Annotated in this window: 17 protein-coding genes and 2 rRNA genes (1 of these 19 running past the window's edge); 6 read left to right on the top strand and 13 right to left on the bottom strand. The window is 69.8% G+C overall.

Features of this window, described 5'->3' with window-relative positions:
- Positions 1 to 47: 47 nt before the first annotated feature.
- Genes LAJ50_RS02150 through glgA form a run of 6 tightly spaced genes read right to left on the bottom strand, consistent with a single transcriptional unit; the run spans position 48 to position 10,369 of the window.
- Positions 48 to 239, bottom strand: a complete 192-nt coding sequence (locus LAJ50_RS02150) for a DUF2934 domain-containing protein (protein ID WP_130550384.1) — start codon at positions 237 to 239, stop codon at positions 48 to 50.
- A gap of 9 nt (positions 240 to 248) precedes the next feature.
- Complete coding sequence (treY, locus tag LAJ50_RS02145; protein ID WP_138652002.1) at positions 249 to 2,858, bottom strand: malto-oligosyltrehalose synthase; 2,610 nt, start codon at positions 2,856 to 2,858, stop codon at positions 249 to 251.
- Positions 2,855 to 4,774, bottom strand: a complete 1,920-nt coding sequence (locus LAJ50_RS02140; protein WP_130550382.1) for a 4-alpha-glucanotransferase — start codon at positions 4,772 to 4,774, stop codon at positions 2,855 to 2,857. The genes treY and LAJ50_RS02140 overlap by 4 nt, the downstream gene beginning before the upstream one ends.
- Positions 4,771 to 6,540, bottom strand: coding sequence for a malto-oligosyltrehalose trehalohydrolase (treZ, locus tag LAJ50_RS02135; RefSeq protein WP_138652000.1), 1,770 nt, complete (start codon positions 6,538 to 6,540; stop codon positions 4,771 to 4,773). Before treZ ends, LAJ50_RS02140 begins: the two co-directional genes overlap by 4 nt.
- A complete protein-coding gene (gene glgB, locus LAJ50_RS02130; RefSeq protein WP_343227974.1) occupies positions 6,540 to 8,795 on the bottom strand; it encodes a 1,4-alpha-glucan branching protein GlgB in 2,256 nt (751 codons plus the stop codon). Before glgB ends, treZ begins: the two co-directional genes overlap by 1 nt.
- On the bottom strand, positions 8,792 to 10,369 hold the full coding sequence (gene glgA / locus LAJ50_RS02125) for a glycogen synthase GlgA (protein ID WP_130550379.1): 1,578 nt from the start codon (positions 10,367 to 10,369) through the stop codon (positions 8,792 to 8,794). The genes glgB and glgA overlap by 4 nt, the downstream gene beginning before the upstream one ends.
- A 723-nt stretch (positions 10,370 to 11,092) precedes the next feature.
- On the opposite strand from glgA, the gene LAJ50_RS02120 reads away from it, so the two are divergent.
- From LAJ50_RS02120 to LAJ50_RS02105, 4 genes are all read left to right on the top strand, one after another.
- A complete protein-coding gene (locus tag LAJ50_RS02120) occupies positions 11,093 to 11,593 on the top strand; it encodes a GNAT family N-acetyltransferase (RefSeq protein ID WP_130550378.1) in 501 nt (166 codons plus the stop codon).
- A gap of 479 nt (positions 11,594 to 12,072) precedes the next feature.
- Positions 12,073 to 13,407, top strand: coding sequence for a histidine kinase (locus tag LAJ50_RS02115; RefSeq protein WP_138651998.1), 1,335 nt, complete (start codon positions 12,073 to 12,075; stop codon positions 13,405 to 13,407).
- The gene (locus LAJ50_RS02110; RefSeq protein ID WP_138651996.1) at positions 13,400 to 14,164 is read left to right on the top strand and encodes a LytTR family DNA-binding domain-containing protein; all 765 of its coding nucleotides are present in this window, start codon (positions 13,400 to 13,402) and stop codon (positions 14,162 to 14,164) included. The genes LAJ50_RS02115 and LAJ50_RS02110 overlap by 8 nt, the downstream gene beginning before the upstream one ends.
- A 120-nt stretch (positions 14,165 to 14,284) precedes the next feature.
- The gene (locus LAJ50_RS02105) at positions 14,285 to 14,650 is read left to right on the top strand and encodes a hypothetical protein (protein ID WP_138651994.1); all 366 of its coding nucleotides are present in this window, start codon (positions 14,285 to 14,287) and stop codon (positions 14,648 to 14,650) included.
- Between the two features lie 45 nt (positions 14,651 to 14,695).
- On the opposite strand, the gene LAJ50_RS02100 is transcribed toward LAJ50_RS02105, so the two are convergent.
- From LAJ50_RS02100 to LAJ50_RS02090, 3 genes are all read right to left on the bottom strand, one after another.
- The gene (locus tag LAJ50_RS02100; RefSeq protein ID WP_138651992.1) at positions 14,696 to 16,582 is read right to left on the bottom strand and encodes a DUF1302 domain-containing protein; all 1,887 of its coding nucleotides are present in this window, start codon (positions 16,580 to 16,582) and stop codon (positions 14,696 to 14,698) included.
- Between the two features lie 105 nt (positions 16,583 to 16,687).
- Positions 16,688 to 17,359, bottom strand: a complete 672-nt coding sequence (locus LAJ50_RS02095) for an NAD-dependent dehydratase (RefSeq protein ID WP_224096438.1) — start codon at positions 17,357 to 17,359, stop codon at positions 16,688 to 16,690.
- Positions 17,352 to 18,338, bottom strand: a complete 987-nt coding sequence (locus LAJ50_RS02090) for an MDR family oxidoreductase (RefSeq protein WP_138651990.1) — start codon at positions 18,336 to 18,338, stop codon at positions 17,352 to 17,354. Before LAJ50_RS02090 ends, LAJ50_RS02095 begins: the two co-directional genes overlap by 8 nt.
- Positions 18,339 to 18,468: 130 nt before the next feature.
- Between LAJ50_RS02090 and LAJ50_RS02085 the strand changes: the two genes are divergently transcribed.
- Entirely contained in the window at positions 18,469 to 19,137 is a 669-nt protein-coding gene (locus LAJ50_RS02085; RefSeq protein WP_171044553.1) for a DUF998 domain-containing protein, read from the top strand.
- 10 nt (positions 19,138 to 19,147) lie between these two features.
- Here LAJ50_RS02085 and LAJ50_RS02080 read toward each other — a convergent pair whose 3' ends face one another.
- Positions 19,148 to 20,071, bottom strand: coding sequence for a DUF808 domain-containing protein (locus LAJ50_RS02080; RefSeq protein ID WP_130550371.1), 924 nt, complete (start codon positions 20,069 to 20,071; stop codon positions 19,148 to 19,150).
- 115 nt (positions 20,072 to 20,186) lie between these two features.
- Between LAJ50_RS02080 and LAJ50_RS02075 the strand changes: the two genes are divergently transcribed.
- Entirely contained in the window at positions 20,187 to 21,845 is a 1,659-nt protein-coding gene (locus tag LAJ50_RS02075; RefSeq protein ID WP_138651986.1) for a dihydroxyacetone kinase subunit DhaK, read from the top strand.
- Positions 21,846 to 21,999: 154 nt separating this feature from the next.
- On the opposite strand, the gene LAJ50_RS02070 is transcribed toward LAJ50_RS02075, so the two are convergent.
- From LAJ50_RS02070 to LAJ50_RS02060, 3 genes are all read right to left on the bottom strand, one after another.
- A complete protein-coding gene (locus LAJ50_RS02070) occupies positions 22,000 to 22,368 on the bottom strand; it encodes a glycine zipper 2TM domain-containing protein (protein WP_138651984.1) in 369 nt (122 codons plus the stop codon).
- 375 nt (positions 22,369 to 22,743) lie between these two features.
- Positions 22,744 to 22,858: ribosomal RNA gene (rrf, locus tag LAJ50_RS02065) — 5S ribosomal RNA — on the bottom strand.
- 146 nt (positions 22,859 to 23,004) lie between these two features.
- Positions 23,005 to 24,808 (bottom strand): 23S ribosomal RNA (locus LAJ50_RS02060); it runs 1,063 nt beyond the window's last position.

Genomic DNA, 24,808 nt, shown 5'->3' with positions numbered 1-24,808 from the left:
ACGCTTGTCCTGGGCGCGGGCGGGCCGGGTGCGTGGGGGCGCAAGGGTCACGGCGTGTCAGGATCCTCGGAGCGGGGTGTCAGGGTCGAGCCGCTCTGTTCGGCCACGCGCGACTCGGCATCGGCCAGGCGTTCGGCCATGGCCCAGTGTCGCGCGGACTGGCCGTCGGGGCGACCCTCGGCTTCCCAGATTTCGTGGGCCAGCTGTTCGATGCGGAGCCTGCGGGCATTGGGATCCATGGCGACACGTCATTCAGGGGCGACCAGCACGGCCACCGGGGCATGGGCGAACAACTCGGACAGCGCGATGCGCCCTGACTGTACCTGCAGCTGCCGACCATCGGGCAGGCAATGCCAGGTGCCATCGGGAACGGGCAGCGCCCCATCCTGCCACCAGTCTGCCGGCAACTGCGGTACGTCCGCGTCGACGAGGCCCTCGGCCGCCAGCCGCGGCACCGCGACCACCAGGCGCTGGCCCTCGTGCTGGCGGCGGAAGGCCAGCACCTGCTCGGCGCGCGCGCCTTCGGCGTGCAGCACGCGGTAGTCGCCGCGGGCGAACAGTTCGGGCAGCCGCGCGCGCAGCTGCAACAGCAGCGCGACCAGCCGCGCCTTGACTTGGCCACTGCGCCAGTCCTGCAGCAGCGCGGGCCAGGACGCCTCATCGGCCAGCCAGCGGCGGCGCAGGTCGAAGTCCACCGGCCGGCGGTTGTCCGGATCGACCAGCGACAGGTCCCAGCCTTCGGTGCCCTGATAGAGATCGGGCACGCCGGGCGCGGTCAGCCGCAGCGTCGCCTGCGCCAGGCCGTTGACCGCGCCGGCCGCGCCGATCGCCTGCGCGGCGCCGTGCAGGGCCGTGCGCAGCGCCTTGCCGTCCGCCTCGACCAGGGCCAGGTCGAGCAGGGCGCGCGCGGCGGCTTCATAGGCCTCGTCCGGCTCGGTCCAGGTGCTGCGCAGCTTGGCCTCGCGCAGGGCCTTGGTCTGCCACTGGGCCACGCGCTCGGCGAACGCCGCCAGGCCATCGGCATCGTCCACGCCCAGCTCCAGCGGCCAGGCGCCGACCAGGGTCTGCCACAGCATCAGCGCATCGCCAGGCGAACACGCTTCCGCGCCGATGCGCGCGCCCGCCAGCGTATTGAAGGTCTCCACCTGTTCGGCCCACCATGGCGCGCGGCTGCTCAGCACCGCCAGGCGCATGCGCACATCCTCGCCACGCTTGTGGTCGTGGGTGGCGGTGGCCAGCATCGCGCGCTGGTGGCCGGCGGCGTGCGCCTGGACGCTGGCGTGGAAGACCTGCGGATCGGTCGCCAGGTGCTGCGGGTGCGAGCCGACCTCGTTGCGCGACAGCAGCACGCCGTGGCGGTAGAAGGCGGTGTCCTCCACCGACTTGGCGTTGAGCGGCGCGGACAGCTGCTCCAGCCGCCGGCGCAGCACGCGGCGCAGGCTGCGCTGCACGTTGGGCGTCGCCGGATCATCGTGCATCCAGCGCTGCAGCGCGTCGATCGCGGCCTGCACGCGTGGATTGGCGTGTTCGCGCGCGGCCTGCGCGGCGCGATCGAACAGCGCCGCATCGCCCGCGTCCAGTCCGTCGTTGCCGGCATAGGTGCGGTACACGGGGAAGCGCCGCATCACCGCCGCCAGCGCCTTGCCCATCATCTGCGGGCTGAACTCGCGGCAGGCCGGGTCCAGATGCGCGCAGGCCGCCGCGGCCTGCTGGGCGCGGGTGAACTCGGCCTGCAGCGACGCATCGAGGATCTCGCCGCGCGCCTGGAATTCTTCCCGCGCGAAGTCGCCGCTGCGCCCGCTGACGCGCCGCCACAACTCGGTGAGCGGCGCTTCGCCAGCGGCATCGTGCAGCACGCCGGAGACCTGGTCCATGAAGTCGTAGCCGGTGGTGCCCTGCACCGGCCAGTCGCGCGGCAGCGTCTCGCCCGGCGCCAGGATCTTCTCCACCAGCAGGGTCACCTTGCCCGGGCGCAGGCCGCGCTTGCGCCCGGCCTTGTCGACCTGCGCGCGCAGCCGGCGCAGGTAGCCGCGCGGATCGGCCAGGCCATCGACGTGGTCCAGGCGCAGGCCGTCGAGCACGCCCTCGGCGATCAGCCGCAGCGACAGCGCGTGCACGGCGGCGAACACGTCCGGCCGCTCCACGCGGATGGCCGCCAGCGAGGTGATGTCGAAGAAGCGCCGGTAATTGACCATGTCGTTGCCGACCGCCCACCACGCCAGCCGATAGGACTGGCGTTCGAGCAGCCGGTGCAGCGTGCTCTCCCCGCGCGCGGTGCCCTGGCTGATGCGCCAGGCCCAGTCGCGGCGCAGCGCCAGGTCCGCAGGGACCGCCGCGCCGTCCACGCGCACCGGGAAGCAGGCGTCGTGGTGCTCCAGCTGCAGCTCGCCTGCCGCGGACACGCCCAGCTTGAGCGCGCCTTCGGCGAGCGCCTGCGCGTAGGGCCGGTCCAGCACCGGCAGCCAGAGCTTGCCGTCGTGGCCGGGGCTGCGCCAGTCGATGTCGAACCAGTCGGCATGCTTGCTGCGGCGACCATGCTTGAGCACGTCCCACCACCAAGGATTGGTGGCATGGGCGGCCATGTGGTTGGGCACGATGTCCAGCAGCAGGCCCATGTCGTGCGCGCGCACCGCCGCGTGCAGCGCCATCAGCGCTTCTTCGCCGCCCAGCTCGGGATTGACGCGGGTCGGGTCGGTGACATCGTAGCCATGGGTCGAGCCGGCCACGGCCGTGCCGATCGGCGACAGATAGAGATGGCTCACGCCCAGTTGCGCGTAGTACGGCACCTGCGCGGCGGCATCGTGCAGGGTGAAGCCTTCATGCAGCTGCAGGCGCGCGGTGGCGCGTAACTCGGTCATGGCGTCCCCTCGCCGCGTGCGGTGGCGAACGCGGCCAGCGCCGCATCCAGGTGTGGCGTGTCCTGCGGCAGGCGCCGGCGCCAGTTGGGATGGCCTTCGACCACGCCGGGCAGGTTGGGCTGCTCCTCCAGCTCCAGCGCGTCCTCGGCCGGCAGCAGCGCCAGCGGTGCCGGGCTGTGCGCGGCGAAGGCCAGCCAGCCGGCCAGCGTGTCGCCATCGTCGCCGTCGGCGCGGACCTGCGCCTGCAGGCGCGCGACGTCCTGGCTGCGCTGGGCGTCTTCGGCGGCGCGGTCGATCCGGCCGCCGGTGCCCAGTTGCTCGCGCCAGTCCAGGTCGCGGCCCATGCGCCAGCCGGCCAGGGTCGGCAGGTCGTGGGTGGTGGTGGTGGCCACCGCGGAGCGGCGCCACCGCGCGGGCGGCAGGAAGGCACCGTCCGCGTCACGGGTGAACATCAGCACGTCGATGCCCAGCACGCCGTGCGCGGCCAGCACGTCGCGCAGGCCGTCGGGCACCACGCCCAGGTCCTCGCCGATCACGATGCAGCGCTGCCGCCAGGATTCCAGCGCCAGCAGCCGCAGCAGATCCTCGAACGGATAGCGCAGGTACACGCCGTCACCGGCGCTGCCACCCTCGGGCAATACCCACAGACGCAGCAGGCCCAGGATGTGATCGATGCGCACGCCGCCGCGCCCGCGCATCACCGCGCGCAACAGGGCGATGAACGGCGCGAAGCCGCTGGCGCGAAGCCCGGCCGGCGAATAGCTGCCGATCCCCCAGGCCTGGCCGTCGGCATTGAAGGCATCCGGTGGCGCGCCCAGCACCAGGCCGTGCAGCACCGCCTGCGGCCAGGCCGCGGCCTCGGCGCCATGCGGATCGAAGCCCACCGCCAGGTCGCTGATCAGGCCCAGGCGCATGCCCGCCGCACGGGCCTGCTGTTGCGCGTCCTGCCAGCTGCGCGCGGCCAGCCACTGGGCGTAGCGGTGCAGGCCCGGGTCGCCATCGCCGGCATCGGCGGCGGCGAAGGCGACGTGCTGTTCCAGTTCCGGCCCGCCCTCGGCGATGAAGGCCTGCAGATCCGTCTGCAGCGCGTCGGGCAAGGGCTGTTGGTGCAACGCGCGCAGCCAGGCCCACTTGGCCTGCGCGCCGCCGTGCCAGTCCACCAGCGCGGCCGTATTCAACTGGGCAAAGCGCGCCTCGAGTCCGGCTGTCCGCAGGGCCTGTTGCGCCAGCGCATCGCCCAGCACCAGGGCCGGCGCGGCGTACAGCGGATCGAAGAAGCGCCGGTCGCTGGGCGAATACGGGCTGTAATGGTGCTGCAGCGGCCGCGCGGCGTGGATCGGGCTCAGCGCCAGGGCATCGCCGCCGGCGGCGGCCACGCGCCGCGCCCAGTCCAGCGCACCCTGGGCATCGCCGATGGAGGCATCCAGCGGCGTGCGCGCCGAATAGACCTGCAGGCCCACGCCCCAGGCGCGCGGCTGCGCCATCCCGCAGGCATCGGCCACCGACCAGCAGCGCGTCGGCGCGACGGCCAGCGCGATGCCGTCCTCGCCGGCGCCTTCGCACAGCACGCGGTAGTAGCCGGGCACGGCGACAGGGCCGAGCGCGCCCTGCTCGTCGAAGCGTCCTTCCTGGGCCTGGCCATGCTCATCGAGCAGCCTGTACGGGGCGCCGGGCCGACCCTCGAGGGCCACCGGCGCATCGACCACCGCGGTGCGCAGGGCCGGCCTGCCCTGCAGGGCCTCCAGCCGGCGCTGGCTGTCGGCGCATTGCGCCGGCGTGGCGCAGGGCAGTTCCATCGCCTCGAGCACGGCGCGCAGCGTCGTATCGGCCACCGTGCGCGGCTGGCTGGCCACGTCGACCCAGTCGACCAGCAGGCCGGCGGCGTCCGCCAGCGCATGCAGCGCGTCGGCGCTCATGCCTGCGCGTCCTGCCACCACGCGCGCAAGGAGTTCGGGCCCAGGGCATCGCTGCCGGCATCGGCGCCTTCGGCATGCAGCAGACGCGCGCCGGCCGGCACGGGCACGGTCAGCGGCGCGGTGCCCAGGTTGAATTCCACCTGCAGCACCGCCGCGCCCAGCTGCCAGCGCGCGACGATGGCGCCCGGCGCCAGCACCTGCGCGCCCAGCGCGCGCGCCTGATCCAGATGCGGCACCAGCTGTGTGGCGCGCACCTGCAACAGCTGCGCGAACCAGCCGGCGAACGCCGCGCCCTCGCCGCGCAGCGACTCGCCGATGTCCACCCTGGACACCTCGAAGGTCTGCACCGCGTTGGGATCCGGGATGCTGGCGCGCACCGCCGGATTGGCGAAGGCCGCGAACTGCGCGAACTCGCGTCGCCGGCCCTCGCGCACGGCCTCGTCCAGCGGCGCCTGGTAATCGGTGAAGAACTGGAACGGTTGGCGCGCCCCCCAGGGCTCGCCCATGAAGAACAGCGGGATCATCGGCGTCAGCGCGGTCAGCGCCAGCGCCACGCGCAGCGCCGACGGGGCGACCTGGGTGATCAGGCGATCGCCCATCGCGCGGTTGCCGATCTGATCGTGGTTCTGCGCGAACACCACGAACTTGGTCGGCGGCAGATGGCCCGAGGGCTCGCCGCGCACATGGCCGCGCGGGTCGGGCTGGCCCTGGTAGGCGAAGCCCTCCCCCAGCACGCGCGCCAGATGCCCGCTGGCGTCGTCGGCGAAGGCAGCGTAGTACCCCTCGTCCTCGCCGGTCAGCAGCACGTGCAGGGCGTTGTGGAAGTCGTCGTCCCACTGCGCGGTATAGCCGTCGGCCAGGCGGGCGGCCTGGTTGGCCTCGTTCTCCAGCACCAGGTGCACATGTCGGCCTTCGTCCACGCTGGCGACGATGGCCTGGCGCAGGGTCTCCAGGAAATCGTTGGGCATGATCGCATGCACCGCGTCCAGGCGCAGGCCGTCGAAGCGGTACTCGTGCAGCCACATCAGCGCGTTGTCGATGAAGTAGCGCTGCACGGCCTCCTGGCGGAAGTCGATGGCCGGGCCCCAGGGCGTGTGCGCGTCGGCGTTGAAGAAGCCTTCCGCGTACTGGTGCAGGTAGTTGCCGTCCGGACCGAAGTGGTTGTAGACCGCGTCCAGCAGCACCATCAGGCCGTGGCCGTGGGCTGCGTCGATCAGCGCCTTGAGTTCGTCCGGACGGCCGTAGGCGGCTGCCGGCGCATACGGCAGCACGCCGTCGTAACCCCAGTTGCGCGTGCCGGGGAAGGCGTTGAGCGGCATCAGCTCGATGGCGGTGATGCCCAGCTCCACCAGGCGCGGCAGCTGCGCCATCACCCCGGCGTAGCCGCCGCTGGTGCCCACGTGCAGTTCGTAGATCACCGCCTCGCGCCAAGGGCGGCCCTGCCAGTCGGCATGCCGCCACGCGTAGGCACGCGCATCGATGACTTCGCTCGGGCCGTGCACGCCCTCTGGCTGCCAGCGCGAGGCGGGGTCCGGCACCGGCTCGGCATCGTCGATGCGGTAGCGATAGCGCGTGCCGGGTGGCAGCGGCAGGACGGTGTCGAAGCTGCCGTCCTCGCGCCGCGTCATCGGCTGCGGGCCCTGTCCTTCCACCTCCAGCCGCACCTGGCGCGCATCCGGCGCCCAGAGCCGGAACCGCGTCTGCCCATCGGCGCATGCGACCGCGCCGAGCCACGAACTGCCCGGATGCTCCCCCTGGCCCGGCATCAGACGGCCCGCAGCCAGATGGTGGAAAGCGGCGGCAACGCCAGCGAGAGCGATTGCGCGTGCCCGTGCATGGGCACCGGCTCGGTGCTCACCGCCCCGGCGTTGCCGACGTTGGAACCGCCGTAGTGGCCGCTGTCGGTGTTGAGGATCTCGCGCCACTGTCCCGCGAGCGGCACGCCGACCCGGTAGCCGTAGCGCGGCATCGGGGTGAAGTTGCTCACCGCCAGCACCGGCGCGCCGCCGGTGTCGCGATCGAAGCGGACGAAGGCGAACACGCTGTTGGCATGGTCGTCGCCCACCGACCAGTCGAAGCCCTCGGGCATGTGGTCGTTGCGGTACAGCGCCGGCTCGGCACGCAGCAGGCGGTTGAGATCGCCCACCAGCTGCGCCAGGCCGTGATGCTCGTGCTGCTGCATCAGCCCCCAGTCCAGCTGCGTGTCGTGGTTCCACTCCGACCACTGGCCGAACTCGCCGCCCATGAAGAGCAGCTTGCGGCCCGGATGCGCCCACATGAAGCCGAAATACGCCCGCAGGTTGGCGAAGCGCTGCCAGGCATCGCCCGGCATGCGGGTGAGCAGCGAGCCCTTGCCATGCACCACTTCATCGTGCGAGAGCGGCAGCACGAAGCGTTCGGAGAACGCATAGACCATGCCGAAGGTCATCTCGCTGTGGTGATGCTTGCGGTGGATGGGATCGCGCTTCATGTATTCGAGCGTGTCGTGCATCCAGCCCATGTTCCACTTGTGGGTGAAGCCCAAACCGCCGTGCTCCGGCGGCTGCGTCACCCCGCCCCAGGCGGTGGACTCCTCGGCGATCATCATCACGCCGGGGAAGCGGCGGCCGACTTCGCTGTTGAGCCGGCGGATGAACTCCACCGCCTCCAGGTTCTCGCGGCCGCCGTGCTGGTTGGGTACCCACTCGCCTTCGTTGCGGCTGTAGTCGCGGTAGAGCATCGAGGCCACCGCATCCACCCGCAGCCCATCGATGTGGTAACGCTCGATCCACTCCAGGGCGCTGCCCACCAGGTAGGCCGAGACCTCGTGCCGCCCGTAGTTGTAGATCAGGGTGTTCCAGTCCTTGTGGAAGCCCTCGCGCGGATCGGCGTGCTCGTACAGCGCGGTGCCGTCGAAGCGCTGCAGGCCGTGCGCATCGTTGGGGAAATGCGCGCTGACCCAGTCCAGGATCACGCCGATGCCGGCGTTGTGACAGGCCTCCACGAAGCGGGCGAACCCTTCCGGACTGCCGTAGCGCGCGGTCGGCGCGTACATGCCCAGTGGCTGATAGCCCCAGGAGCCGCCGAAGGGATACTCGGTGATCGGCAGCAGTTCGATATGGGTGAAGCCCAGCCACTGCACGTAGGGGATCAGCGCATCGGCCAGCTCGTCCCAGTTCATGTGCCTGCCGTCCTCGCGCAGGCGCCAGGAGCCGGCATGCAGCTCATAGATCGCGATGGGCTCGGGCGTGGTCGCGCGCGCGGCGCGCCGGGCCATCCAGTCGTCGTCGGTCCAGGCGAAGGCCTCGGCCTGCGGCACCACCGAGGCGGTGGCCGGCGGCAGCTCGCACTGGCGGGCCAGCGGGTCGGCCTTGTGCGGCAGGCGGGTGCCGTCGGCCGCGGTGATCTCGTACTTGTAGCGCCTGCCCGCCGCGATGCCGGGCAGGAACAGCTCCCATACCCCGCCATGGTGGCGCAGGCGCATCGGATGGCGGCGCCCGTCCCAGCCGTTGAAGTCGCCGACCACCGACACGCGGCGCGCGTTCGGCGCCCACACCGCGAAGCGCACCCCATCCACGCCCTCGTGCGTCACCCGGTGCGCGCCCAGCGCCTGCCGCGCCGATTCGCCATCGCCCGACACGATGCCCTGCAGCCAGTCGTCGCTCAGGGCCGGGCCGAAGCGGTACGGATCCTCGATCTCCTCCAGCGCCTCGGGCCAGGCGATGCGCAGGCGGTAGGCCATCTGCGTGGGCAGTTCCGCCTCGAACAGGCCGGCCGGATGCACGCAGCGCATCAGCGCCACCACCTTGCCCTGCGCGTTGAGCACGGCCATGGCCTCGGCCCCCTGCGCCATCGCGGTGATCCGCATGCCGCCCCGCGCCGTGGCGCGCGGGCCGAGCAGGGCGAACGGGTCGCTCTCGTGTCCATCGACCAGGGCCTGCAGGCGCGGATCGAGCGGCGCCTCGCCACGGCCGTGCCCTGCGTCGCCGTCGTGCGCCAGGGTCAGCTTTGCCATCTGTCCGGCCGGATCCGATTCACTCATGCCAGGGCCGCGGTGCGGTCGTAGAGGGCCAGGTACTTGCTGCCCGCCACGTCCCAACCGCTGGGCTTGAGCATGGCCGCGCGGCGCATGGCCTGGATCAGGCCCGGCAGGCGGAAGGTGCGGAAGGCGCGCGCCAGGCAGCGGCGCAGCGCGTCGGCCGACGGCTCCTGGAACAGGAAGCCGGTCACGCCATCGTCCACCGTGTCGATCAGCCCGCCGGTGGCGTGGGCGATGGGCAGGCTGCCGAAGCGCTGGGCATACATCTGGCTCAGACCACAGGGTTCGAAACGGGAAGGCATCAACAGGAAATCCGAGCCGGCGAACATGCGCCGAGCCAATTGTTCCTCGAAGCCGATGAAGGCGCCGACATGACCGGGGTAGCGGCGCGTCAGCGCCAGCACGCTCTGCTCGATCTGCGGCTCGCCACCGCCGATCACCACGATCTGCCCACCGGCGGCGACGATCTGCGGGGCGACCTCGCAGATCAGGTCCAGCCCCTTCTGGTGGACCAGGCGCGAGACCACGGCGAACAGCGGGCCGTCGCGCTCGGGCAGGCCGAACTCGCGCCGCACCTGGCGCGCGTTGGCCTGGCGCCCGGCCCAGTCGTGCAGGTTGAAATGCGCCTGCAGGTGGTTGTCGGTGCTCGGATCCCAGCTGGCGTCGATACCGTTGAGGATGCCCGTCAGCCCACCGGCCGCGGCGCGGCGCGCCAGCAGCCGGTCCAGGCCGCAGCCCATCGCCGGCAGCGTGATCTGCGCCGCGTAGCTGACGCTGACGGTGTTCACGTGCGCGGCATGCACGATGCCCCCGCGCAGGAAGGACATCTGGCCATAGAACTCCAGGTCCTCGCGCGCCGCGTCGGGGATGCCCAGCAGCGGTGCCACCGCATGCGGGAACAGGCCCTGGTAGGCCAGGTTGTGGATGGTCAGCAGGCAGGGCGTGCTGCCACCGGACCACTTCACGTAGGCCGAGGCCAGCGCGCACGGCCAGTCGTTGAGGTGCAGCAGGTCCGGGGTCCACTCCAGCCCGGCGCGCCCGCCGGCGATCTCGGCGGCGGCGTGCGAGAGCGTGGCGAACCGCACCGCGTTGTCTTCCCACTCCGCGCCCAGGCTGGAGACGTAGGGCGAGCCCTCCCGCTCGAACAGCTCCGGACAGATCAGCACATAGACCGGCAGGCCATCGGCCAGCGTGGTGTAGCCCAGCGCGCAGGCGGGCAGACCGGCCTTGGCCGCGATCCGGCCCACCATCTCCAGCTTGCCCGCCTTGGCGCGCACGGCGCGGTAGCCGGGAATCAGCACGCGCGCGTCGTAGCGGTGACGCAGCGCGCGCGGCAGTGAGGCGGCGACATCGCCCAGGCCGCCGGCCTTGATGAAGTCGGCCATTTCCGAGGTCACGAACAGCGAGGTCCGGCGCGCCGAGGCGCCGGGGCGCACCGCATCGGGATCGTTGGCCGCGCGCGGCGCGAACCGGCCGCGCGCATCGCGGGCGCGCAGCGCCTCGTGCGGCAGCGGCAGCACGGCGCTGGGCGTGGTCTTCAGGGGGCGCGGAATCTCGGGCAGCACAGACGCAGACATGGGGGATCGAACATCCGTCGCAGGAACGAAAGAGAGGAGACCTGACAGCAACAGCGGACGAGCGCAGAGCAAGGAACCGCCGCCAAGCCATTGAGCGACCGGCGACGTGACGCGGGTGAGAGGGAGAAGCGTGGCGGACGGGAAGTCCGTGGGACGCCGCTCGAATCGAATCTACGAACGCCGCGATAAAAGACGTGTGAACCAAATGCCACGATTCGATGACAGCCGTCAAGCGATGCGTCGGCGCGATTTCCAGGCCGCAGCCGCCGGGGTCGGGCATGCGGCGGACGCAGCGCACGCGTGCCGGCGATTGGCGAGAATTTGTCCATCCCACCATCCGCCGGCGGATGGGGCGTCCATCGCGGCGCCCGTCCCAGGCACAGGTGTCCAACGGGTCACATTCGACCGGACCCGCACGCCGTCGCGCACGAGGGACACGCGGGGAAACCGCCCGTGGGTCCCGCTACCCGAGGCGGCGACGCGCGGTGTTCCGCAGGCGGCCGAGGGCTCCGCCTCGATGCGCAGGGCCAACCCGGCAACGACACGGACCTCTCTCCGGACGGCTGCCGCGTGTACAGCCTGACTATCGGGATGGACGCGATCCTGAAGGGACCGTCGTGCCTGCCGCGAGGGCGGCCGCAGCCGACACCGGCGACACGCCCCCTCGCGCGGGCACCGTCGCCTTGGCCACAATCGGGCCTGGCCTTCCCAGGGAGCCGCCGGATGGCGCAGCACCACACCACCTTCTATCTGGAGATGACCTCGCCGGAGGCGCTGCGGGAGACGCCGCAGCGTCCCGACCTGCGGATCGTCGAATGCGAGGTGCCGCAGCCCGAACTCAACCGCTTTCTCTATGGCCTGGTCGGCAAGGCCTGGGCGTGGCGCGACCTGGATCGCTGGAGCGAGGCCGACTGGCGGGCCCTGGTGGAACAGGAGGCCCACCGCACCTGGGTTGCCCACCACCGCGGCGCCATCGCCGGCTACTACGAGCTGTACCGCCCGGACGGCCGCGACGTCGAGATCCGCTACTTCGGCCTGGCCGGCGCGTTCCTGGGCCGCGGCTTCGGTGGCGCGCTGCTGAGCCACGCCATCCGCGCCGCCTGGGACTGGCCGGGCACCGAACGCGTCTGGGTGCATACCTGCACCCTCGACCACCCGGCCGCCCTGGCCAACTACCAGGCGCGCGGACTGCGGATCTACAAGGAAGAACACGCGCCGCTTTGAGCCCGTCCGCACGGCGGCGGCCCCGGTGATCGCCCCGCCCCAGGTGAAGTGCCGGGCGTCGTCACCGCGCTGGCGCCGACCCGGGCCTGTCCGCCAGGAAGCGGGCGCAGGCCCCGCGGGGCGCGCGGGCAGCGGCTTGGCCGAGCCAAGGCCCGGCGGCGGCCTGGGCCGACGGCGCTGCTGGCTTGTACGCGGCCAGCGGCACGGCGGTGGACGCGGACACCGACGAGCGGGCGGTGTCCTGGGCATCGGCCGTGGATCCGCAAGCACCCGCGCGCAGGCGCGCGGCGGGCTGGATGCCAAGGGTCGCGGACGCTCCGGGCGGCGCAAATGGGGGACGTCATCGATGGACGGCATGGATCTGGTCCCCGCGAACCGGCCTTTCGTCGCCGATTCCGGGGACTGGTCGCGTCCGGGCTGGTGCTCCAGGGGGCGCTGGGTATGCTCGGCCGCAACAGGTTTCCCCAGGGGTCGTCACCATGCTTCCGCGCTTCTTCTTCTTCGTTCGTGTCATGGGCGCGTGGCTGCTGACGCTGGCCATCGCCTTCCCGCTGTGGGCGGCGTTCTTCCACCAGTTCCAGGCGCCGCCGGGGGTCATCTTCTGGCTGCTGGCGATCGGGCTGCTGCTCTCGGCGCTCATCCGCGTGATCGATCACCTGCATCGCGTCCGGGGCATGGCCGACGAACTGGACGCGGCGACCCTGTCCAACCGCCAGCGCCGCGTGGTCGACCTTCCGATGGAAGCCGATGCCGCCTTCGCCCTGCTGGAAGGCGCGGTGCGCGAACTGCCACGCATCACCGCGCTGCAGATCGTCCACGACAGCCTGCGCATCCAGGGCCAGGTGCCACGTCCGGGCTTCGGACCACAGCGCAGGATCGCCTGGTACAACCTGCCAGCGCTGTGCGCGATCAAGCGCGACGAAGTGCTGATCACCATCATGCCGGGCGAGGGCACCTGCCGCGCCAGCCTGCGTTGCGAGCCCGATGCCGGCGCCTGGCGCGACCTGTACACCGTGGACAAGGGCGTCAACTACGAGCACATCGAATCGCTCACCCGAGCCATCGCCCGGCGCGTGGCCGAGCGCCGCCGCGCCGAACAGGCCGCCGCCGCGCACAACGCCACCGAGAAGGAACTCACCCAGGCGCGCCTGAACCTGCTGCAGGCGCAGGTGGAGCCGCACTTCCTTTACAACACGCTGGCCAATGCGCAGGTGCTGGCCGCCGCCGACCCGCCGCGCGCCGAACAGATGCTGGGGCACCTGATCCAGTACCTGCGCCGCTCGCTGCCGCGCGAGGAAAACGCGATGTCGCCGCTGGGCGAGGAACTGGAGCGCACCCGCGCCTACCTGGAGATCCTCAAGATCCGCATGGGGCCACGCCTGGACCCGCGCATCGAGGTGCCCGACGCGCTCAAGGGCGTGCCGCTGCCGTCGATGATGCTGCAGACCCTGGTGGAGAACGCCATCAAGCACGGCCTGGAGCCCAAGCCCGGCGGCGGCACGCTGTGGATCATGGCGCGCAGCGTCGACGACGGCATCGCGGTGACCGTGGCCGATGACGGCCTGGGCCTCGGCGGCGCGCACAACGGCGGCACCGGCATCGGCCTGACCAACCTGCGCGAACGCCTGCGCCTGATCTACGGCCATGCGGCGAGCTTCTCGCTGACCTCCAACTTTCCCGCGGGCGTGGCCGCCACGCTGGTGCTGCCACGCCCGCAGCCGGCGCTCGTGCCGCCATCGCCCTCGCCTGCGCCGGTCGCGCCACCGCCGCTGCCGGCCGAACAGGCCAGCGCCGGAGCCGACGCCCATGGCTGAGTGCGTGGTCGCCGAAGACGAGGATCTGCTGCGCGCCGCGCTGGTCGCGCAGCTGCGCCAGGCGTGGCCACAGCTGGGGATCGGCGCCGAATGCAGCGATGGCGCCAGCGCGCTGGAAGCCATCGCCGAGCGCCAGCCGGACGTGGCCTTCCTCGATATCCGCATGCCGGGCCTGACCGGCATCGAGGTGGCGCGCGCGGCCGCCGATGCCAGCCCGCGCACGCAGGTCGTGTTCGTCACCGCCTACGACCAGTACGCGGTGCAAGCCTTCGAACACGGCGCGGTCGATTACCTGCTCAAGCCGGTCACGCGCGACCGCCTGGACGCCACCGTGCAGCGCCTGCAGGCGCGTACCCAGCCGTCGGCGCCGGATGTCGCCGTGCTGGATGCGCTGCTGCGGCGGCTCGCACCGAGCGCGCGTCCCGCGGCCGCGCCGCTGGCGTGGGTGACGGCCAGCACCGGGCGCGAGACGCGGCTGATCCTGATCGACGACGTCGCGTACTTCCGTGCCGACCACAAGTACACCGTGGTGATGACCGCGGAGGGCGAGGCGCTGCTGCGCACGCCGCTGCGCGAGCTCCTGGGCGTGCTGGATCCGGCGGTGTTCAAGCAGATCCACCGCTCCACCATCGTCAACCTCAAGGCCGTGGCCTCGGTGATCCGCGACGACACCGGCAAGGGCCAGTTGAAGCTGCGCAACCGCCCGGAACTGCTGACCGTCAGCCAGCCGTTCATGGGCTTGTTCAAGGGCATGTAGCGCGTCGCCGCGCGCCGGTCTCGGGCGGCGCGACGACGGTTTTGCATCCTGGCCCAGCGGGACGGCCAGCCCCGGCCTGCCTGCGTGCCGGCCCACCGATCACATGACAAGGAGCGCGCCATGCGCCTGTTGACCTCGATGTTCTACTGCATGCTTGCGCTGTTCGGCTGCCACGACGGCAGCAGCAGCACGTCCATCACGCGCAGCCAGCGCGATGGCGTGGATACGCTGTTCAGCCGGACCACGCGCGAGGCCGGCTCGGCGACGTTCCAGTGCGTGCGCAGCGCCAGTGGGCGCTGCCATTACCAGCTGTTCGAGGAGACCTGTCGCGGCGGCACCGGCGACAAGCGCGCCTGTGCACGCACGTCGGTGGACCAGTTCAGCCTGGGCGCCGGCGAGCAGCGCGTGTTCCAGGGCCTGGACATGCAGGTGCGCGAATGCGTGCAGGCCGAAGCGCCCGGCCCGGGCACGCGCTGCGCGGGTTGAACGGGCATGCCGGGCCGCCGACCGGCGGCACGGCACCCTCCCTGCTCAGAACGTGGTGCCGATCGCCATCACCACGTTGTCGTGGTCGGCCAGCACGTCGTACGGGTTGTTACCCAGGTAGTTGGTATAGGCCACCGAGGCGAAGGCGTTGCCGGCGAACTTCGCCGCCAGCCCCAGCGTGACCGTCTTGCGGTCCTGCACCACGGTGGCGTCCACCGCGTAACCGTGCACGTCCTGGCCCCAGGTCAGGCTGGGCGAGAGCGTGGTGCTGCCCACGGCATAGTTGAGCTGGCCGCGCACGCGGTAGCCCCAGGCCATCTTGGTGAAGTAGCCCTTGTTCACGCAGCCCTGCGGGTTCTGCACCGCGCCGCAGCTGCCGTCGAAGCCCTGCGGCGAATAGCCCCAGGCGAAGCCACGGCCATAGCGGGCGACATCCAGCCCGGGCAGATCCACGTGCTGCCAGGCCGCCTCGCCGACGATGACGCCGCTGCTGGCGCCCAGCACCGGCCCCAGCGTGCGCGTAACCGAGGCCTGCGCCTGCCACTTGTCGAAGCGGTCGTAGCCCCTGAGCAGCGAGCCCGGGTCCTGTCCGGCGGTGCGCCCGCCGACCGGCCCGCCGTTGCGCGTCAGGGCGGCGAACATGTCGGCCGTGTTGATCTGCACCGGCAGGTCCTGGGTGAAGCTGACCTCGCCGGCGAACTTCCACGGGCCGGCCTTGTGCGAGGCCGACAGCCCCATCAGCGTCAGGTCCTGCGGGTACTCCCAGAACTCGGTGATCGTGGACAGGCGCTGGGACAGCTGGGCATAGGCCACCGGCACGCCGTCGGCCGTCATGCGCGCGACCAGGGTCGGATCGGCGTTGGCCATGTTCGGCGTGGTGGCGTTGAGGATCGGCAGGCGCGAGTTGTAGCGCATCCAGTACAGGCCCAGGTCGGTGGCGATGGGCTTGATCGTGTAATGCGCCGCCACGCCGTACTGGCCGCTGTCCTTGCCCTCGATGTCGCGACCGCGCGGCAGGAAGGCGCCGACGGCGTTCATGTAGCCATCGCTCAGCCACTGCCCCGCGCCGGGCGAGTAGGCGTTGATCGGGTAATAGGCGTTGGATTGCAGGCCCGAACAGCCGTTGTCGATGCCGATGTCCGCGCCGGACCAGAAGGTGCCGCACGGATCCAGTTCGGTCGGGCGCCACTTCCACTGGTAGAAGGCCTCCACCGACAGGCCGTTGTCGAAGCTGAGCTTGTTCCACCACAGCTCCACCGGCAGCTGCGCTTCGGTGGCCGGGTCGGTTCCCGGGCGGCGCAGCGTGGTGTAGTCGTAGGGATTGACCTGGTTGACGCCCTGGAAGAACACCCCTTCACCCCACTTCACCCGCTGCTTGCCCAGGCGCGAATCCCAGGTGGTGGACGCGCCCAGCTTGAAGCGGCCGTAAAGATAGGCGTCCAGCAGCATCGCGCCGGAGAACTGGTTGGACTGGGAGAAGTCATGGTCGCTCAGCGGCGCGTCGCCCTTGAACGCGCTGGGCTGGTTGCCCTGCGGCACGTCGTTGTCCTTCAGTGCGGTGTCGTACCAGGCGCGGCCACTGACGGCCACGCCGAGATTGCGCCACTTCAGGTCGACCGCGGTGCTGAGCTTGAACAGCGAGGCATACACATCGCCGGCGCCGTAGTTGAGGTTGCCGTCGTCCGCGGTATCGGCGCCGTCGCCGCCCTTGGCCGCGCCATCGGAGCGGAAGCCCTTGCCGACCAGATGCGCCGAGCGCCCGGTCGTGCGCACACCCATGCCGTAGGTCGCGCGGGTGGTCCAGGTCCCGGTGACCTCCCCGTCGGCGAGCTTGAATTCGGCCGCCTGCAGGGGCATGGCGATGGCGGTAGCCAGCAGGCACAGCACCGGCGCCATGCGGCGCGCCTGTGGGCGGGGGTTCCAGAGCGTCATGCGCGTTACCGATCCGTTAAAAACGGCGTGCTTTATAACACCGAAGACAGACTCCGCCGCGCATGGTTGCAGCCGTGACCAACCCGCCACCGACGCGCGCGTGGATCAGCGCGCCAGTTGTGCGGCTTCGATCACGTGATGGCCGGGACGCGCATTCAGGGCCGCGTCGACCAGCGCCGCGGCGACATGGTCGGCAGGGCTGGGCCGGAAGCGGCGTGGCAACACGGGCGCGAGCGCGTGCAGCGCCAGGCCAGCCAGGTGTTCGCCGGTGCGGCGTTGCGTGCGCTCGCCTTCGATCAGCCCGGGACGCACCACCGTCAGCGACAGATAGCCCAACGCGTCCAGATCGCGCTCCACCTCGCCCTTGACCCGGTTGTAGAAGAAGCGCGAGGCGACATCGGCGCCGGTGGCCGAGTTCAACGCATAGGCCAGCGCCCCGCCGGACAGCGCATGGCGCGCGATCGCCACCGGATAGTCGTGATCCACCCGCCTGAACGCCGCGCGCGAACCGGCCTGCCGCATCGTCGTGCCCAGCGCGCAGATCACGCTGTCCACCCGCCACCAGTCCGCATCGGCCGGCAGCGCGTCGAAGTCCACCACCGGATTGAACAGGCGCGCGTGGGTCATCGGCAGCGGGCGGCGGGTCGGCGCCACCACCCGCGTGACCCGCTCGTCCAGCAGCAGCTGCGACAGGACCAGGCCGCCGACCAGCCCGGTCGCACCCGCTAACAGCACCTGCGTCATCGCGGGCGCCCTGCCCAGGGCCGACTCAGGCATTGACGTCCACCACCACGCGCCCGCGCACCTTGCCGGCAAGCAGGTCGTCGGCCACCCGCGGCACTTCGGCCAGTGAGACCTGCGTGGTGACCGAGGCCAGCAGCGCCGGATCCAGGTCGCGGGCCAGGCGCTGCCAGGCGGTTTCGCGCAGCGCCTGCGGCGCATCGACCGAATTGATGCCCGCCAGGGTGACGTTGCGCAGGATGAAGGGCGCCACCGTCGTCGGCAGGTCCATGCCCTGGGCCAAGCCGCAGGCGGTGACCGTGCCGCGCTCGCGGGTCTGCGCCAGCACGTTGGCCAAGGTATGGCTGCCGACGCTGTCCACCGCGCCGGCCCAGCGCGCCTTCTGCAGCGGCTTGCCAGGTTCGCCCAGCGGACCGCGTTCGATCACTTCGACCGCGCCGAGTGACTTGAGATGCTCGGCTTCGGCCATGCGCCCGGTCGAGGCGACCACGCGATAGCCCAGCCTGCCCAGCACGGCGATGGCCACCGAACCCACGCCGCCATTGGCGCCGGTGACCAGCACCTCGCCCGCATCGGGGGTCAGGCCGTTGTGCTCCAGCGCCAGCACGCTGAGCATCGCCGTGTAGCCCGCGGTGCCGATCGCCATCGCCTGGCGCGTGTCGAAAGCGTCCGGCACGCGCACCAGCCAGTCGCCGGGGACCCGCGCGCGCTGGGCGAAGCCGCCGTGGTGGGTCTGGCTCAGGCCCCAGCCGTTGACCAGCACCGCATCCCCCCGCTTGAAGCGGGGATCCGCCGATTCGAGCACACGCCCGGCCAGATCGATACCGGCAATCAACGGGAACACCTGCATGATCGGCGCACGGCCTGTCACCGCCAGCGCGTCCTTGTAGTTGATCGTGGAGTACTCGACCGCGACGGTGACGTCGCCGTCCATCAGGTCGCTGTCCTCCAGCGACACCCGCTGCGGCCGCACCGCGCCGTCCACCCTGTTCACCAGCAACGCCTTGAACGCCATGACCCATCCTCCAACCAACACAGGCCCGCATGCTAGCCAGCGCCGCGTGAGCGATCCGGGATCGGGCGGGCCCGCGCCGGGGATAGAATCAGCGGATTGCACGAAGCAATGTCATCGCCAGACCGCCCCCATGCCAGGACCGGCGCCGCTCGCCTCCGCCTTCGCTTCCTCCTCGACGCCGCACGGGCGGGTCAATCCGCTGTGGCCGGGCGTGGCCCTGGTGAGCCTGGCGACCTTCGTCACCATCACCGTGGTCGTACACCTGCTGCGCCCGGACCTGGACGTGGTCCGCAACCAGATGAGCCTGTATCTGATCGGGCCCTGGGGCCATCTGCTGCAGTCGGCGTACTGCGTGCTCAGCGTCGGCATGCTGGCGCTGGTGTTCGGCCTGCGCGGCAGCCTGCATCCGCGCGCGCGCGGCCGCATCCCGATGGCGCTGTTGGTGACCGCCGCGCTGGCGCTGTGCATCACCGCCTACGCCTGGATGGACATGCCCGGTGCGCACACCACCTTGCAGGGACGCATCCACATCGGCGCGGCCAGCACCGCGTTCGTCTGCGCCACGATCGGGCTGATCTGGCAGTCCTACAACTTCCGCCACGACGCCTACTGGCGCGCGCATCGGCGCTGGGCGCTGCCCTGGGCGGCGCTGTGCTTCCTGGCGATCTGGGCGATGGCCTGGTGCCCGCCGCCGCTCACCGGCTTGGGGCAGAAGTCGGTGATCGTGCTGATCCTGGGCTGGCTGCTGGCCGTGTCGCTGTGCCTGGTGCGCCGCGGGCGCGGCGGCGGCACCGCCTGACCGAACGCCTTCAGTGCGCGGCGGACTTGCCGCGCAGCCTGCCGACCAGCTGCACCACGCCCAGCACGATGGCACCGGCCAGCACGCCGACCAGGCCGTTGTAGAGCATGCCGACCACGCCGCCGGCCGCGCCGCTCAGACCCAGGCCTTCGAGCAGGTGGTGCAGCGGGCCGATGTTGTGCACCAGGATGCCGCCGCCGACCAGGAACATGGCGATGGTCCCGGCGATGGACAGGAACTTCATTAGCAACGGCGCGGCCACCAGCAGGCCACGGCCGATCGCGGCCAGGGAGGCGCCCTTGCGCGACAGCCACAGGCCCAGGTCGTCCAGCTTCACGATCGCCGCGACCAGGCCGTAGACGCCCACGGTCATCAGCAGCGCGATCAGCGCCAGCACGATCACCTCCTCGACGAAGGTCGGCGGCGGCGTGCGCTCGCTCAGCACGCCCAGCGACAGCACGATGATCTCCGCCGAGAGGATGAAGTCGGTGCGCACCGCGCCCTTGATCTTGTCCTTCTCGAACGCGACCACGTCCACGCGCTCGTCGGCAAGGGCGCGCGCCTCCTGCGCGTGATGGGCGGCATCCTCCTCCTTCGAGTGCAGGAACTTGTGCGCCAGCTTCTCCACGCCTTCGAAGCACAGGTAGGCGCCGCCGATCATCATCAGATACGGGATCGCCACCGGCAGCCACACGCTGATCGCCAGCGCGACCGGCACCAGGATCGCCTTGTTCAGCAGCGAGCCCTTGGCCACCGCCCACACCACGGGCAGCTCGCGGTTGGCCTTCACGCCGGTGACCTGCTGCGCGTTGAGCGCCAGGTCGTCACCCAGCACGCCGGCGGTCTTCTTGGCGGCGACCTTGGTCATCACCGCCACGTCGTCGAGCATGGTGGCGATATCGTCGAGCAGGGTGAACAGGCTGGCTCCGGCCATGGTGCGGGTCGTCCTGGAGAGGGGGACAGGCATTGTGCATGCCCCCCCTTGTCTGCGCACCTGACTCACGCGTCATGTCCTAGGCTCGCAAGCCCCACCCGCACAGGACCGACGCATGCAGCAGTTCCTCGGCGCACCGCGCGCCATCGTCGCCGATCTCCTCAACGCCACCGCGCAGCTGATGCCGCTGCGGATGAGCGCGCCCGATTCGGGCATGCGCATCGTGCTGCAGGCCGAACCGGACGCCTCGAAGGTCGCGGTGCTCTCCGGCGGCGGCTCCGGCCACGAGCCCGCGCACGCCGGCTTCGTCGGCCCGGGCATGCTCACCGGCGCCATCGCAGGCGAGTTGTTCGCCTCGCCCGGCGTCGAGGCGGTCCTGGCCGCGATCCAGGCCTGCCGCGCGGCGCCCGGCGTGCTGCTGGTGATCAAGAACTACACCGGCGACCGGCTCAACTTCGGCCTGGCGGCCGAGCGCGCGCGCGGCGACGGCATCGATGTGGCCACCGTGCTGGTGCGTGACGACATCGCCCTGCCCGATGCCGCCCAGCCCCGCGGCCTGGCCGGCACCGTGCTGGTGCACAAGTACGTCGGCCACCTCGCGGCGCAGGGCGTGGAACTGGCACAGATCGCCGAGCGCGGCCAGGCCTTCGCCGACCGTCTGCTGTCGCTGGGCATGGCCCTGTCCAGCGCCACCGTGCCCGGCCAGCACCAGGGCAAGCGCTCGCCCGAACTCGGCCTGGGCATCCACAACGAACCGGGTGCGCGCAAGGCCGATCCGCAGACGCTCCAGGACGCGCTCGACCTGGTGCTCGCACCGCTCCTCGAGGCGGCCGACGCCCGCCTCGGCGCGGACGCGCCGCTGGTGGTGTTCCTCAACGACCTGGGCGGCTGCTCCACCCAGGAGCTCGGCAGCCTGGCCAACGGCCTGATCGCACGCATCGGCCTGGACCGCATCGCCCTGATGGTGCGCCCCGCCGCGCTGATGACCTCGATGGACATGCATGGCTTCTCGATCACGCTGGGCCCGGCCGATGCCGACGTGCTCGAAGCCCTGCGCGCGCCGGTCGAAACCCTGGCCTGGCCCGGCGTTTCCACGCCGCGGCCGGTGACGCAGTTCGACCCCGAGCGTCCCCGTGCCACCCACACTCCGGGCAGCGGCCGCCGCGACGCCGGCCTTGCCCAGGCCCTGAGACAGGCCGCCGAGACCCTGGTCGCCGCAAAGGAGGAACTGGACGCGCTCGATGCCAAGGTCGGCGACGGCGATGCCGGCTCCACCTTCGCCCAGGGCGCAAGCGCCGTTCTCGAGGCGCTGCAGGCCGAGACGCTGAGCACGGGCACGCCGGCGCAGCTCGCCCAGGAACTGGCGGCGCTGGTCGAACACAGCATGGGCGGCTCCAGCGGCGTGTTGCTGTCGATCATGCTCACCTCCGCCGCCCAGGCCCTGACCGATGGCGCGTCCTGGCCCGAGGCGCTGGAGCGCGGCCTCGCCCGCATGCGGGAAACCGGTGGCGCCGGCCAGGGCGATCGCACCATGCTCGACGCCCTCATTCCCGCCGTCGCGGCGCTGCGCGCACGGCCTGAGGATCTGTCCGCGGCCGCGGCGGTGGCACGCAAGGGCGCGGACGCCACTTCGCAGATGGCGAAGGCGCAGGCCGGCCGCTCGGCCGCGGTGCGCGCCGAAGCGCTGGAAGGCGTGGTCGATCCCGGTGCGGAAGCGGTAGCGCGTGCATTCGAGGCGTTCGCGCAGGCGGCGGCCTCAGCGCGCAGCACTTGACCCGTGAAGCCTGCCGATTCGAACACATCATCCATCGCGCGGGGTTCGCGAAGGACACACCGCTGGCCGCAGCCTCCGCGCCCACGCCCGGCCCAGAACGCAGAACGGCCGGGCAATGCCCGGCCGTTCTGTTGGTCTCACGAAGCGCTGCGGATCAGCGGCGAACGCACTGCTTCTCCACCACGCGGTCGCCGTGGTCGATCTGGTGATTGCCCTGGATCGTGCGACCGGCGGCGCCGCCGGCGATAGCGCCACCGACCGTCGCCAGCTTCTTGCCGTTGCCGCCACCGATCTGGTTGCCCAGCAGGCCACCCACCACCGCACCGGTCGCGGTGCCCAGGATCCGGTTGGAATCCTTGCTGTTCTTGCGCACCTCGACGTTCTTGCACACCACGCGCGTGCCGTCGTTGAAGCGACGGCCCTCGTCCTGCGGCCCGTAGCGCTGGGCCATGGCCGAGGTAGCGATTCCGAGCAAGCCGACGCACAGCATCAGGCGCGAAGCATGGATATGGGACGTTTTCATGGCGAACCTCGCTTGCGTAACGATACGTGCCGCCATGAAGCCATCTGCTCCTGCAATCTCCGGTGAAAAAGCGACGATCCGGCGCCTCCTGTTTATCCAGTGGACTGCAGCGTATGCGCCGGGTGAGTTCAGGAGTTCAGGCGGGTCCGACGGCGTGTCCGCGTGAGACTTGGGTCCGCGTGCTCGGCCAGCTACCGGCGTGCCAGCCCTGATCGCCGCACGCCGACGGGCGCTCCTGCCTCGCTTCCCGATCACCGCCGTGAGGTGCGCCTGCCTCGATGAGGGCGGGCGCTTGGCCGCGGTTTCCTAAGGGTTTTATTTCCCGCAAAAGAAGACCCCCTCGGATCGCGAGATCCGAGGGGGTCTGGGGTAAGACCCTGGCGATGACCTACTCTTGCATGGCTTAAGCCACACTACCATCGGCGCAGCTGCGTTTCACTTCCGAGTTCGGGATGGGATCGGGTGGGACCACAGCGCTAATTTCACCAGGGAGACGGTTGGAGCGTCGCCATCCGATACAGCTGGATTAGGCGCTCAGTCTCGCGTAGTTACTTGTGATGTAGAGAGTGTTTAGTGAGCATCGACGTGCGTCGAGGCTAAGTTGGTCTTCGCTTAGGCGAAGCCACTTGAGGTTATATGGTCAAGCCACACGGATCATTAGTATCAGTTAGCTCAACGCCTTACAGCGCTTACACACCTGACCTATCAACCACCTAGTCTTGATGGTTCCTTTAGGGGACTTGTGTCCCGGGAGATCTCATCTTGAGGCGCGCTTCCCGCTTAGATGCTTTCAGCGGTTATCGCTTCCGAACATAGCTACCCGGCAGTGCCACTGGCGTGACAACCGGAACACCAGAGGTTCGTCCACTCCGGTCCTCTCGTACTAGGAGCAGCCCCTCTCAAATCTCCAACGCCCATGGCAGATAGGGACCGAACTGTCTCACGACGTTCTGAACCCAGCTCGCGTACCACTTTAAATGGCGAACAGCCATACCCTTGGGACCGACTACAGCCCCAGGATGTGATGAGCCGACATCGAGGTGCCAAACACCGCCGTCGATATGAACTCTTGGGCGGTATCAGCCTGTTATCCCCGGAGTACCTTTTATCCGTTGAGCGATGGCCCTTCCATACAGAACCACCGGATCACTAAGACCTACTTTCGTACCTGCTTGATCCGTCGATCTTGCAGTCAAGCACGCTTATGCCTTTGCACACAGTGCGCGATGTCCGACCGCGCTGAGCGTACCTTCGTGCTCCTCCGTTACTCTTTGGGAGGAGACCGCCCCAGTCAAACTACCCACCATACATGGTCCCCGATCCGGATAACGGACCTAGGTTAGAACGTCAAGCACATCAGGGTGGTATTTCAAGGATGGCTCCACTGCAGCTAGCGCCACAGTTTCATAGCCTCCCACCTATCCTACACAGACGAACTCAACGTTCAATGTAAAGCTATAGTAAAGGTTCACGGGGTCTTTCCGTCTTGCCACGGGAACGCTGCATCTTCACAGCGATTTCAATTTCACTGAGTCTCGGGTGGAGACAGCGCCGCTGTCGTTACGCCATTCGTGCAGGTCGGAACTTACCCGACAAGGAATTTCGCTACCTTAGGACCGTTATAGTTACGGCCGCCGTTTACTGGGGCTTCGATCAAGAGCTTCGCCTTGCGGCTGACCCCATCAATTAACCTTCCAGCACCGGGCAGGCGTCACACCCTATACGTCCACTTTCGTGTTTGCAGAGTGCTGTGTTTTTGATAAACAGTCGCAGCGGCCTGGTCACTTCGGCCTCCCCCAGCTATTCACCAGAAGAGGCGCACCTTCTCCCGAAGTTACGGTGCTATTTTGCCTAGTTCCTTCACCCGAGTTCTCTCAAGCGCCTGAGAATTCTCATCCTACCCACCTGTGTCGGTTTACGGTACGGTCTGCGTAAGCTGAAGCTTAGGAGCTTTTCCTGGAAGCGTGATATCAGCAGCTTCGCCCTAAAGGGCTGGTCCTTCGTCTCAACGTTGCTCCCCCGGATTTGCCAAAGGGAACCGCCTCAACGCTCTCACCAGGACAACCAACGCCTGGCCTGCCTAACCTTCTCCGTCCCTCCATCGCACTTACGCGAGGTGCAGGAATATTAACCTGCTTCCCATCGACTACGGCTTTCGCCCTCGCCTTAGGGACCGACTAACCCTGCGTCGATTAACGTTGCGCAAGGAAACCTTGGGCTTTCGGCGTGCGGGCTTTTCACCCGCATTATCGTTACTCATGTCAGCATTCGCACTTCCGATACCTCCAGCGGACTTCTCAATCCACCTTCGCAGGCTTACGGAACGCTCCTCTACCGCGCATCACAAAGTGATGCACCCCAAGCTTCGGTTTCGTGCTTAGCCCCGTTAAATCTTCCGCGCAGACCGACTCGACCAGTGAGCTATTACGCTTTCTTTAAA

The organism is Pseudoxanthomonas sp. X-1, from assembly GCF_020042665.1.
Classification (GTDB): Bacteria; Pseudomonadota; Gammaproteobacteria; order Xanthomonadales; family Xanthomonadaceae; genus Pseudoxanthomonas_A; species Pseudoxanthomonas_A spadix_A.
Note: the sequence above shows the minus strand (reverse complement) of the source record. Positions and strands in the feature narration are given on the sequence as shown.

Coding starts and splice junctions, on each gene's coding strand:
- LAJ50_RS02150 (WP_130550384.1), bottom strand. CDS start 239: ATGGATCCCAATGCCCGCAGGCTCCGCATCGAACAGCTGGCCCACGAA.
- treY (WP_138652002.1), bottom strand. CDS start 2,858: ATGACCGAGTTACGCGCCACCGCGCGCCTGCAGCTGCATGAAGGCTTC.
- LAJ50_RS02140 (WP_130550382.1), bottom strand. CDS start 4,774: ATGAGCGCCGACGCGCTGCATGCGCTGGCGGACGCCGCCGGCCTGCTG.
- treZ (WP_138652000.1), bottom strand. CDS start 6,540: ATGCCGGGCCAGGGGGAGCATCCGGGCAGTTCGTGGCTCGGCGCGGTC.
- glgB (WP_343227974.1), bottom strand. CDS start 8,795: ATGAGTGAATCGGATCCGGCCGGACAGATGGCAAAGCTGACCCTGGCG.
- glgA (WP_130550379.1), bottom strand. CDS start 10,369: ATGTCTGCGTCTGTGCTGCCCGAGATTCCGCGCCCCCTGAAGACCACG.
- LAJ50_RS02120 (WP_130550378.1), top strand. CDS start 11,093: ATGGCGCAGCACCACACCACCTTCTATCTGGAGATGACCTCGCCGGAG.
- LAJ50_RS02115 (WP_138651998.1), top strand. CDS start 12,073: ATGCTTCCGCGCTTCTTCTTCTTCGTTCGTGTCATGGGCGCGTGGCTG.
- LAJ50_RS02110 (WP_138651996.1), top strand. CDS start 13,400: ATGGCTGAGTGCGTGGTCGCCGAAGACGAGGATCTGCTGCGCGCCGCG.
- LAJ50_RS02105 (WP_138651994.1), top strand. CDS start 14,285: ATGCGCCTGTTGACCTCGATGTTCTACTGCATGCTTGCGCTGTTCGGC.
- LAJ50_RS02100 (WP_138651992.1), bottom strand. CDS start 16,582: ATGACGCTCTGGAACCCCCGCCCACAGGCGCGCCGCATGGCGCCGGTG.
- LAJ50_RS02095 (WP_224096438.1), bottom strand. CDS start 17,359: ATGCCTGAGTCGGCCCTGGGCAGGGCGCCCGCGATGACGCAGGTGCTG.
- LAJ50_RS02090 (WP_138651990.1), bottom strand. CDS start 18,338: ATGGCGTTCAAGGCGTTGCTGGTGAACAGGGTGGACGGCGCGGTGCGG.
- LAJ50_RS02085 (WP_171044553.1), top strand. CDS start 18,469: ATGCCAGGACCGGCGCCGCTCGCCTCCGCCTTCGCTTCCTCCTCGACG.
- LAJ50_RS02080 (WP_130550371.1), bottom strand. CDS start 20,071: ATGGCCGGAGCCAGCCTGTTCACCCTGCTCGACGATATCGCCACCATG.
- LAJ50_RS02075 (WP_138651986.1), top strand. CDS start 20,187: ATGCAGCAGTTCCTCGGCGCACCGCGCGCCATCGTCGCCGATCTCCTC.
- LAJ50_RS02070 (WP_138651984.1), bottom strand. CDS start 22,368: ATGAAAACGTCCCATATCCATGCTTCGCGCCTGATGCTGTGCGTCGGC.